Source organism: Caballeronia mineralivorans PML1(12) (assembly GCF_001028175.1).
Taxonomy (GTDB): domain Bacteria; phylum Pseudomonadota; class Gammaproteobacteria; order Burkholderiales; family Burkholderiaceae; genus Caballeronia; species Caballeronia mineralivorans.
This window is the reverse complement of the sequence record NZ_AEJF01000208.1, coordinates 1-8,867: the sequence shown is the minus strand read 5'-3', so window position 1 is coordinate 8,867 and position 8,867 is coordinate 1. Positions and strand designations below refer to the sequence as shown.

Below are 8,867 nucleotides of genomic sequence, written 5' to 3'. Positions count from 1 at the left end.
GCCGCCGCACCGCGCCCGACAGCCTCACGCTTCCGAGCCCCAGCACCAGCATGACCACACCTACCAATGCCGCAATCACCTGCCCGAAACCCGTCAACTCTGGCGTGTGCAGCCCGAGCAGCCAGACCATCATCACGAGTGCCGACAACCACTCCACATGTCCCGACACCTTGGCGGCCGTCGCGGTCAACGCGCCATCGATAGCCGCATGAACCGCAAGCCACGCGATACCAATGAGCGCCACCCCGAACAGCTGTCCTACAAACGGCGGCTGCACGGTCACGAGATGCATCGATGCCCATAAAGCTGCCCATGGCGTAAGCAGGAACAGCACGCCGAAGGCCAAGAAGATCAGTGCATTGATGACAAGGACAACGCGCAGAAGCGGTTTCATAGTCAGTCCACGTGGTAGTTGGGCGCTTCCTTCGTGATCTGTACGTCGTGCACGTGCGACTCGCGCATGCCGGCGCCCGTGATCTGGACGAATTCGGCCTTGTCGTGCATTTCGGCGATATTGCGGCAGCCGCAATATCCCATGCTTGCCCGCACGCCGCCGACCACCTGGAACAGGATGGCGTTGACCGAGCCCTTATAGGCGACCTGCCCTTCAATGCCTTCGGGCACGAGCTTGTCGATATTCGCCGAGTTGTCCTGGAAATAACGATCCGCCGCGCCGTCCTTCATCGCACCGACCGAACCCATGCCGCGATACGCCTTGAACTGACGGCCCTGGAACAGGAACACGTCGCCGGGGGATTCTTCCGTGCCGGCAAGCATGCTGCCCATCATCACGGCGTCGGCACCTGCGGCGAGCGCCTTGCTGACATCGCCGGAAAAACGCACGCCGCCGTCCGAGATCACCGGCACGCCCGAGCCGCGCAACGCGTCCGACACGTTCGCCACCGCCGTGATTTGCGGCACGCCGACACCGGCCACGATCCGCGTCGTGCAGATCGAACCCGGGCCGATACCCACCTTCACACCGTCCGCGCCGTATTCCACGAGCGCCTTCGCAGCCGCGGCGGTCGCGATATTGCCGCCGATCACTTCAATATGCGGATAGTTCTGCTTCACCCAGCGCACGCGTTCGAGCACGCCCTGGCTGTGCCCGTGCGCCGTATCCACGACGATCACGTCAACACCCGCCGCCGACAACAACTCGACACGCTCTTCGTTTTCCGGGCCAACCCCAACCGCCGCGCCTGCGCGCAGCTTGCCGTGTTCGTCCTTGCAGGCATCCGGGTGTTCGGTTTGCTTCGTGATGTCCTTGACGGTCATCAGGCCGCGCAATTCGAACGCGTCGTTGACGACCAGCACGCGTTCCAGCCGATGGCTGTGCATCAGCGCCTTGGCTTCGGCGAGCGGCGTGCCTTCCTTGACGGTCACGAGACGTTCACGCGGCGTCATGATCTTGCGCACTTCGTCGTCGAGACGCTCTTCGAAGCGCAGATCCCGGTTCGTCACGATACCGATCAATTGCTGCCCTTCCACCACCGGGAAGCCCGAAATGCCATGTTGTTGCGTGAGAGCGATCACGTCGCGCACTTTCATTTGCGGCGGCACGGTGATCGGATCGCGCACCACGCCTGATTCGAAGCGCTTTACTTTCGCGACTTCGCGGGCCTGTTCGGCAGCGGTGAGGTTCTTGTGGATGATGCCGACGCCGCCGAGCTGGGCCATCGCGATGGCGAGGCGGCCTTCGGTGACCGTGTCCATGGCGGCGGACAGCAGCGGCATATTCAGGGAGATCTTGCGGGTAACCTGGGTTTTCAGGCTGGTGTCGCGCGGGAGAACATTGGAAAACGCGGGCACGAGGAGCACGTCATCGAACGTGAGTGCTTTCTGGATCAGACGCATGGCAAATCCTATGGGCGCAAAACCGAATTATACCGATAGTTCCCCGGATTTTCACTGCCCGAACAGCAGCTTAGGTGGCATCTCCCGTTTTCCGGCGCAATTTACGGGCCCCGGCCGGGTGGGCGATTTACGTCGCCGTTTCGGTTTTTCGCTCGATTATCGTTCGATATAAGTTCGGTTTTGCGGATGCTACGCGAACGCCGCGACGCTGTTTAGCGCGCTTCTTTACGCGTCCACCGCCGCCCTTCAATGGATCCGCCACGCCGCGTCTTCTCCACCCGCCTCTGCCGCGCGACTTTCGGATCGACCTTCAACGGCCGGTAAATCTCCACCCGGTCGCGATCGACGAGCACCTCATCCAGCGGCCGGATCTTCCCGAAAACGCCCACTTTCTGCACGTTAAGATCGATCTCGGGAAACCGCGCGAGTAATCCACTCGCCTCGATAGCCTCCCGCACAGTCACGCCCTCGCCCAGCGAAAGCGCGCAAATCGCACTCTTCCCCTCCGGCAATGCGTAACAAACCTCAATAGAAAGTGTCATCACTTCCCATACCGCTGATCGGCGCGCTTCACGAACGAATCGACGAACGTGTGCGCAATATGACTGAAAACCGGCCCGATGATCTTCTCGAGAATGATGTTCGAAAACTCGTAATGCAGCGCGAACTCGATCTTGCAGGCATCGGCACGCAACGGCGTGAACCGCCAGTACCCGGTGAACTTCTTGAAAGGACCGTCCATGAACTCCATATCGATCGTGGTCGGCCGCGTGTGCACATTACGCGTCGCGAAATGCTGCTTGATGCCCTTGAAATTGATGTGGATCTTCGCTTCCATGCTGTGTTCGTCGTGCTGGCCTACCTCAACGCCTCCACACCATGGCAAGAAATTCGGGTAATCGGCGACATCGGTGACGAGGTCGAACATCTGCTCTGCAGAGTGACGGATCAATACAGTTTTCTGGACATCTGCCATAAAGGGCGCAACGCGTGGCAAGAGTGAGAAGCTTTGCGGGCTTTACCGAGCCCACGCTGCTAAAATCAGGATTTTAAACGAGTTAGGCACTTTTCATTCATGAGCATCATCGACAACAGAAAAGCCTTCTTCGATTACTTCATCGAAGATCGCTACGAGGCGGGGCTCGTGCTGGAAGGGTGGGAAGTCAAGGCTCTCCGGGCCGGCCGCGGCCAGATCAAGGAAGGCTATGTCATCATCCGCGACGGCGAATTGTTCCTGATCGGCGCGCACATCAGCCCATTGCCTGAAGCATCGACCCACATCCATCCGGATCCGGTCCGCACGCGCAAGCTGCTGCTGCATAGCGAAGAGATTTCGAAGCTCATCGGCAAGGTCGAGCAGAAAGGCCACACGCTTGTGCCGCTGAACTTCCACTACAAAGGCGGTCGCGTGAAGTGCGAGATCGGCCTGGCGAAGGGCAAGAAGCTGCACGACAAACGCGAAACCGAGAAAAAGCGCGACTGGGAACGCGAAAAGGCGCAAATCATGCGCGGCGCCAAGCATTGAGCGCCGCCAGCATGACAATGAGTATGTCAAAACAAAAAGGGCGCCGACTTACAAGGTCGACGCCCTTTTTTCATTCAGCAAGCGTAACGCTTCAGCCCTTCCGAACTACCCCGCCACCCGCTCCCTCGCCCTTGATGATGGTCAGCGCGGACGCAATCATCGAACTCATCTCCGATAAATTCCCCGGCACGATCAACGTATTGCCCTGCTTCGCGATATTCGCAAACGCGCTGACGTATTGCTCGGCCACCTTCAGATTCACGGCTTCCATGCCGCCAGCCGACGTGATTGCCGCACCCACCTTTTCAATGGCCTGAGCATTTGCCTCGGCCACCGCCAGAATCGCCGACGCCTCGCCCTGTGCCTGATTGATCTGCGCCTGCCGCTCGCCTTCGGACTTGTGAATGGCCGCCTCACGCGCGCCCCATGCAATATTGATCTGCTCCTGCTTGCGACCTTCCGACGCAGCGATCACCGCCCGCTTCTCACGCTCGGCGGTAATTTGCGCCTGCATCGCGTGCAGGATTTCCTTCGGCGGTGTCAAATCCTTGATCTCATAGCGCAGCACCTTCACGCCCCAGTTCGCCGCAGCCTGATCAAGCGACGTGACAATGCTGTGATTGATGTAATCGCGCTCTTCGAACGTTTTGTCGAGCTCGAGCTTGCCGATCACCGAACGCAAGGTAGTCTGCGACAACTGCGTGATCGCGTAAATAAAGTTGCTCGATCCATACGACGCCTTCATTGCGTCCGTCACCTGGAAATACAGCACGCCGTCCACTTGCAACTGCGTGTTGTCGCGCGTGATACAAACCTGGCTCGGCACTTCCAGCGGAATTTCCTTCAGCACGTGCTTGTACGCCACGCGATCGACGAACGGCACGACAATGGTCAGCCCCGGCGTCAGGGTCGCGTGATAGCGCCCGAGCCGCTCCAGCACCCATGCATGTTGTTGCGGCACGATCTTGATCGTCTGCGCCGCAATCGCGATGACGATAATCAACAAAATTGCCCCGATAATAGTCACGTCCATTTCTACTCCTTGTTATGCGCGTATTGCTTATCGAGCTGCTTATCGATCTGCTTAGGAAAGCTTAAACCCCGGTCCAACGTCTCAGCGTTTTGCCGCCACCACCAGCGTGTTGCCGGAAAACGCCGTGATCCTGTAGAGCCGCGCGCCTTCGGTCTCGCCGGGTGCCAGCTCAATGTCCCATTCTGCCCCGCGATACAGCGCCCTCGCGCGACCCTCGTGCCACTCGTTCACCTTCAGCGTCTCGCCTATATCCAGGTTCACGCCCGGATCATGCGATGCATCGCGCCGAGTAACGTGGCCGAGCTTCGAGCGCCGCAGCACGGCCACGGCGATTATCGCGACCAGCGCGGCCACGAGCAATTCAATCTCCAGTCCCGCTCCAAACAAATGCGCAATCCCGCCCGCGATAAAACCCAGCGCGATCATCAACAAATAAAACGTGCCGGACATCAGCTCGAGCAAGACGAGCGCCCCAGCGCCGATCCACCAGAAAAGTCCGTTAGCAGCCATGCGTTTCCTCCAAACAAAAACACCCCGGAATGTCCGGGGTGTTATAGCACGCTTACTGTTTTGAAAGGTTGATACCCTTTCGGTGCAGCCGCATGTTTTACTTATTCAATGCAGCTGCAAGCGTCTTCCATGTGTCGATGATCGTGTCCGGATTCAGCGACATCGACTCGATGCCTTGCTTCGCGAGCCATTCGGCGAGGTCCGGGTGATCCGACGGACCCTGACCGCAGATGCCCACGTACTTGTTCAGCCGCAGACACGTTTCGATCGCGCGCTTCAGCATGAACTGCACAGCCGGGTCGCGTTCGTCGAAATCGACCGCGAGCAACTCCATGCCCGAATCTCGGTCCAGACCCAGCGTGAGCTGCGTCAGATCGTTCGATCCGATCGAGAAACCGTCGAAGAATTGCAGGAACTCTTCGGCAAGGATCGCGTTCGACGGAATCTCACACATCATGATAAGCCGCAAGCCGTTCACACCGCGCTTCAGGCCGAACTTATCGAGCAGGCCAACCACCTTCTCGGCCTGCGCCAACGTACGCACGAACGGCACCATGATCTCGACGTTGTCGAGGCCCATCTCTTCGCGCACCTTCTTCAACGCGATGCATTCCATCTGGAAGGCTTCGGCGAAGTCCGGCGAAATGTAACGCGATGCGCCACGGAAGCCGAGCATTGGATTTTCTTCGTCCGGCTCGTAACGCGAACCGCCGATCAGCTTCTTGTACTCGTTCGACTTGAAGTCCGACAAACGCACAATCACCGGCTTCGGATAAAACGCCGCTGCGATCGTCGCGATGCCTTCCGTCAGCTTGTCGACATAAAACGCTCGCGGCGATGCGTGTCCGCGCGCGACGCTTTCCACCGCCTTCTTCAGATCGGCATCGACATTCGGATACTCGAGAATTGCCTTCGGATGCACGCCGATGTTGTTGTTGATGATGAACTCGAGCCGTGCCAGACCCACGCCCGCGTTCGGCAGGTGCGAGAAGTCGAACGCGAGTTGCGGATTGCCGACGTTCATCATGATCTTGACCGGGATCTCGGGCAATTCACCACGCTCGACTTCGGTCACTTCGGTTTCGAGCAGGCCGTCGTAGATCTTGCCTTCGTCGCCTTCCGCGCACGACACCGTCACCAACTGGCCTTCCTTCAGCAAGTCGGTTGCGTCGCCGCAACCCACTACCGCCGGCACGCCCAGCTCGCGCGCAATAATGGCCGCGTGGCAAGTCCGCCCGCCGCGATTCGTGACGATTGCCGACGCACGCTTCATCACCGGCTCCCAGTTCGGGTCGGTCATGTCGGCCACCAGCACGTCGCCCGGCTGAACGCGATCCATCTCCGACGGATCGTGAATCACACGCACCGGACCTGCGCCGATCTTCTGGCCGATGGCGCGTCCCGTCGCGAGCACTTGCGACTGGCCCTTTAGCTTGAAGCGCATTTCGGCCTTACCGGCATTCTGGCTCTTCACCGTTTCAGGACGTGCCTGCAGGATGAAGATCTTGCCGTCGCGGCCGTCCTTGCCCCACTCGATATCCATCGGACGCTGATAATGCTTTTCGATGATCACCGCGTACTTCGCGAGCTGGATCACGTCTTCGTCGGTGATGGAAAAGCGGTTGCGCTGCTCGTGCGACACGTCGACGGTCTTCACGCGGCCAGCTTCGCCAGCGCTCGTGAATTCCATCTTGATGAGTTTCGAGCCGATCGAGCGGCGGATGATCGGGTACTTGCCTTGTTCGAGCGTGGTCTTGAAGACGTAGAACTCGTCCGGATTCACGGCGCCCTGCACGACCGTTTCACCCAGGCCATAGCTCGACGTGATGAACACGGCGTCCTTGAAACCCGATTCGGTGTCGAGCGTGAACATCACGCCGGCCGCGCCCACGTCCGAGCGGACCATGCGCTGCACGCCCGCTGACAACGCGACTTCCGCGTGAGTAAAGCCCTTGTGCACGCGATACGAAATAGCGCGGTCGTTATACAGCGACGCGAACACGTGCTTCATGCGATCGAGCACTTCCTCGATGCCGACCACGTTCAGATAGCTTTCCTGCTGACCGGCGAACGATGCGTCCGGCAAGTCTTCAGCGGTTGCCGACGAACGCACGGCGAACGACAGTTCTTCCGGCGAGCTTGCCTGAAGCGTGTCGAAGCCTTTGCGGATCAGCTCTTCGAGGCGCGGTTGCATCGGCGCGTCGACGATCCATTGACGGATCTCCTTGCCGGCTTCGGCGAGGGCTTTCACGTCGTCGACGTCAAAGAGTTCCAGACGTTTGGCGATGCGCTCGGTCAGGTTGTTGTGATGGAGGAAGTCGCGAAATGCCTGCGCCGTGGTCGCAAAACCGGTCGGCACCTGCACACCGGCTTCGGCGAGCTGACTGATCATCTCGCCGAGCGACGCATTTTTACCGCCGACAATGTCGACGTCGGTCATTCGCAACTGCTCGAATGGCACTACATACGCTTGGTCCTTTGCAACGTTAGCTTCGTTAGTCATACAAGCCCCTAAGGTGGATGGAATTCACGATCATGCAAGTGGGCTCGAAGCGGCGGCGCTCATTGGGGGCGCGTACCGCAACCTGCATAACCTGTTTGATAAGCACATGCTGAAGAGCGCCAAGGCCGCTTGAGCACCGTCGCAAGAACACGCGATAACGCTCGAAAACACGACTTTGAAACACCTCCGCGACAATCAAAACCGCTCAAAAAAGCGATCTTTTGCAACTAAAACACACGATATGTACGCAAATTCGTGCGATTCGGTGGCAGATTGTCCGCAATTGCTTATCGAACAGGTTGCCGCTATTCTACCGTGCTGGCTCTTGAAAATGTTTCATCGCGGGGCATAAAAGCGCTCGCAAATGAGACCCTTCACACGTGCATGGTGTGGCGGCGCACATCGGGTGTTTTAGTGGATGCTTAGCTTAAAGTCATTCGCCTGAACGCCGTTTGCGGTGCGCCTTTGCCAACCGCTTGCAACCAGGCCTTTTGCGCCGGTCCATCGATCATCCTGCCCGATTAATTAATCGACGATAATCACCGTCAGTTTCATTTCACGTCATTCACGTAATTTCACGCACCTTAACGCCGATGCCGCCTACCGTATTCATCGTTTCCGATGGCACCGGGATCACTGCCGAAACTTTCGCGCATTCGATCCTGTCCCAGTTCGACCAGAAATTCCGGCTCGTGCGCGTGCCGTTCGTCGATTCGACCGACAAGGCGCATGCAACCATCGCGAAAATCAACGAAGCGGTGTCGCTCGACGGCCGTCGTCCGATTGTGTTCACTACGCTAGTGGACAGCGCGTCGAACGAGATCGTGCAGCGTTCGAACGCGCTGGTGTTAAACATGTTCCAAACCTTTATTGAGCCGTTGGAACTGGAACTCGACATCAAGTCGACGCACGCAATGGGCCGGGTTCACCAGAACGCGGATACGGACGAGTACAAGAACCGGATCGAGGCGATCAACTTCTCGCTGGCGCACGACGACGGCCAGTCGAATCGTAATCTGTCCGATGCCGATGTGATCCTGGTCGGCGTGTCGCGGAGCGGGAAGACGCCGACGTCGCTTTATCTGGCCATGCAGTACGGGGTTAAAGCAGCGAATTACCCGTTGATTCCGGAAGATTTTGAGCGCGGGCGCTTGCCGACGCCGTTGCGTCCCTATCGGGAAAAGATGTTTGGATTGTCGATTGATCCGCAGCGGCTGGCGGAGATTCGCAACGAGCGGCGACCGGGGAGCAAGTATGCGGCGCTCGAGAATTGCCGCTATGAAATCAACGAAGCCGAAGCAATGATGAAGCGGGAGGGAGTCAAGTGGTTATCGTCGACGCACAAGTCGATCGAGGAGATTGCCACGACCATCTTGCAGGAGATCCGGTTGGAACGGCCTTCGTATTATTAGTATCGAGCGGCCAAGTAAAAAGCCGTT

The 8,867-nt window shown here is 58.5% G+C and carries 8 protein-coding genes and 1 pseudogene; 2 read left to right on the top strand and 7 right to left on the bottom strand.

Annotation, left to right across the window (positions count from 1 at the left end; translation table 11 throughout):
* The 4 genes and pseudogenes from EOS_RS34505 to EOS_RS34490 all read right to left on the bottom strand — a co-directional run.
* Positions 1–394: pseudogene (locus EOS_RS34505) on the bottom strand (hypothetical protein); the annotation flags it as partial.
* Positions 395–396: 2 nt separating this feature from the next.
* On the bottom strand, positions 397–1,857 hold the full coding sequence (gene guaB / locus EOS_RS34500; RefSeq protein ID WP_047896706.1) for an IMP dehydrogenase: 1,461 nt from the start codon (positions 1,855–1,857) through the stop codon (positions 397–399).
* 212 nt (positions 1,858–2,069) lie between these two features.
* Positions 2,070–2,399: an RnfH family protein gene (locus EOS_RS34495; protein WP_047896705.1), complete on the bottom strand. Its 330-nt coding sequence runs from the start codon at positions 2,397–2,399 to the stop codon at positions 2,070–2,072.
* The gene (locus EOS_RS34490; RefSeq protein ID WP_047896704.1) at positions 2,399–2,833 is read right to left on the bottom strand and encodes a type II toxin-antitoxin system RatA family toxin; all 435 of its coding nucleotides are present in this window, start codon (positions 2,831–2,833) and stop codon (positions 2,399–2,401) included. Before EOS_RS34490 ends, EOS_RS34495 begins: the two co-directional genes overlap by 1 nt.
* A 99-nt stretch (positions 2,834–2,932) precedes the next feature.
* Between EOS_RS34490 and smpB the strand changes: the two genes are divergently transcribed.
* Positions 2,933–3,382, top strand: a complete 450-nt coding sequence (gene smpB, locus EOS_RS34485) for an SsrA-binding protein SmpB (protein WP_047896703.1) — start codon at positions 2,933–2,935, stop codon at positions 3,380–3,382.
* Positions 3,383–3,473: 91 nt separating this feature from the next.
* On the opposite strand, the gene EOS_RS34480 is transcribed toward smpB, so the two are convergent.
* The 3 genes from EOS_RS34480 to ppsA all read right to left on the bottom strand — a co-directional run bounded on the left by EOS_RS34480 (position 3,474) and on the right by ppsA (position 7,428).
* Positions 3,474–4,415 carry an SPFH domain-containing protein gene (locus tag EOS_RS34480; protein ID WP_047896702.1) on the bottom strand — a complete coding sequence of 314 codons (942 nt, stop codon included), beginning with the start codon at positions 4,413–4,415 and terminating at the stop codon, positions 3,474–3,476.
* Positions 4,416–4,496: 81 nt separating this feature from the next.
* Positions 4,497–4,925: an NfeD family protein gene (locus tag EOS_RS34475; protein WP_047896701.1), complete on the bottom strand. Its 429-nt coding sequence runs from the start codon at positions 4,923–4,925 to the stop codon at positions 4,497–4,499.
* A 97-nt stretch (positions 4,926–5,022) separates the two neighbouring features.
* Positions 5,023–7,428, bottom strand: coding sequence for a phosphoenolpyruvate synthase (ppsA, locus tag EOS_RS34470; RefSeq protein ID WP_047896700.1), 2,406 nt, complete (start codon positions 7,426–7,428; stop codon positions 5,023–5,025).
* Positions 7,429–8,021: 593 nt separating this feature from the next.
* Here ppsA and ppsR point away from each other — a divergent pair.
* Positions 8,022–8,840 carry a posphoenolpyruvate synthetase regulatory kinase/phosphorylase PpsR gene (gene ppsR, locus EOS_RS34465; protein WP_047896699.1) on the top strand — a complete coding sequence of 273 codons (819 nt, stop codon included), beginning with the start codon at positions 8,022–8,024 and terminating at the stop codon, positions 8,838–8,840.
* Positions 8,841–8,867: the final 27 nt, after the last annotated feature.

Coding starts and splice junctions, on each gene's coding strand:
- smpB (WP_047896703.1), top strand. CDS start 2,933: ATGAGCATCATCGACAACAGAAAAGCCTTCTTCGATTACTTCATCGAA.
- EOS_RS34495 (WP_047896705.1), bottom strand. CDS start 2,399: ATGACACTTTCTATTGAGGTTTGTTACGCATTGCCGGAGGGGAAGAGT.
- EOS_RS34490 (WP_047896704.1), bottom strand. CDS start 2,833: ATGGCAGATGTCCAGAAAACTGTATTGATCCGTCACTCTGCAGAGCAG.
- EOS_RS34480 (WP_047896702.1), bottom strand. CDS start 4,415: ATGGACGTGACTATTATCGGGGCAATTTTGTTGATTATCGTCATCGCG.
- ppsA (WP_047896700.1), bottom strand. CDS start 7,428: ATGACTAACGAAGCTAACGTTGCAAAGGACCAAGCGTATGTAGTGCCA.
- EOS_RS34475 (WP_047896701.1), bottom strand. CDS start 4,925: ATGGCTGCTAACGGACTTTTCTGGTGGATCGGCGCTGGGGCGCTCGTC.
- ppsR (WP_047896699.1), top strand. CDS start 8,022: ATGCCGCCTACCGTATTCATCGTTTCCGATGGCACCGGGATCACTGCC.
- guaB (WP_047896706.1), bottom strand. CDS start 1,857: ATGCGTCTGATCCAGAAAGCACTCACGTTCGATGACGTGCTCCTCGTG.